At 69.8% G+C, this 437-nt stretch carries 1 protein-coding gene; it reads right to left on the minus strand.

All coding sequences use genetic code 11. The annotated features are described in order from the left end of the window. Nucleotides 1-75: 75 nt before the first annotated feature. Nucleotides 76-437: HNH endonuclease (locus tag ELR45_RS40590; protein ID WP_240759308.1), on the minus strand; the 362-nt coding region annotated here is incomplete at its 5' end.

Below are 437 nucleotides of genomic sequence, written 5' to 3' on the forward strand. Positions count from 1 at the left end.
AGCCAAGTTTGACCCGCTCGGCGCAACCCGCCGCCTGGCGAATCTCTTCCCCCAATCCACGCGACCGCCAGGCGACTATGAGGCCGCAGCCGCCACACCTCCGTGACCCGCTAGCGTGCCGGAGAGCCAGTCCGGTAGGTTCTCAGCCTGCCGGACACCGAGCGCGAGCACGAGCGCGCGCTGGACCTTCGGCTCGAACAGCTCGATCCGCAGTTTCATCCCCGCTTCCTCCGGCGTGCGATCCGCCTTGGCCTGGTTGCACCGTAGGCACGCGGCAACCGTGTTCAGCCAGCTACGCGCCGGCCCGCCACGCGAGGTGGGGAGTACATGATCGATCGATTCGGCCCGGCCACCGCAGTAGCCGCAGCGGCGACCGTCGCGTTCCAGCACGCCGCTGCGGGACCACGGCAACCGCCGCCGGTACGGGACCCGGACAA

The sequence above is a fragment of the Phytoactinopolyspora endophytica genome (assembly GCF_004138495.1).
In the GTDB taxonomy this organism is placed as follows: domain Bacteria; phylum Actinomycetota; class Actinomycetes; order Jiangellales; family Jiangellaceae; genus Phytoactinopolyspora; species Phytoactinopolyspora endophytica.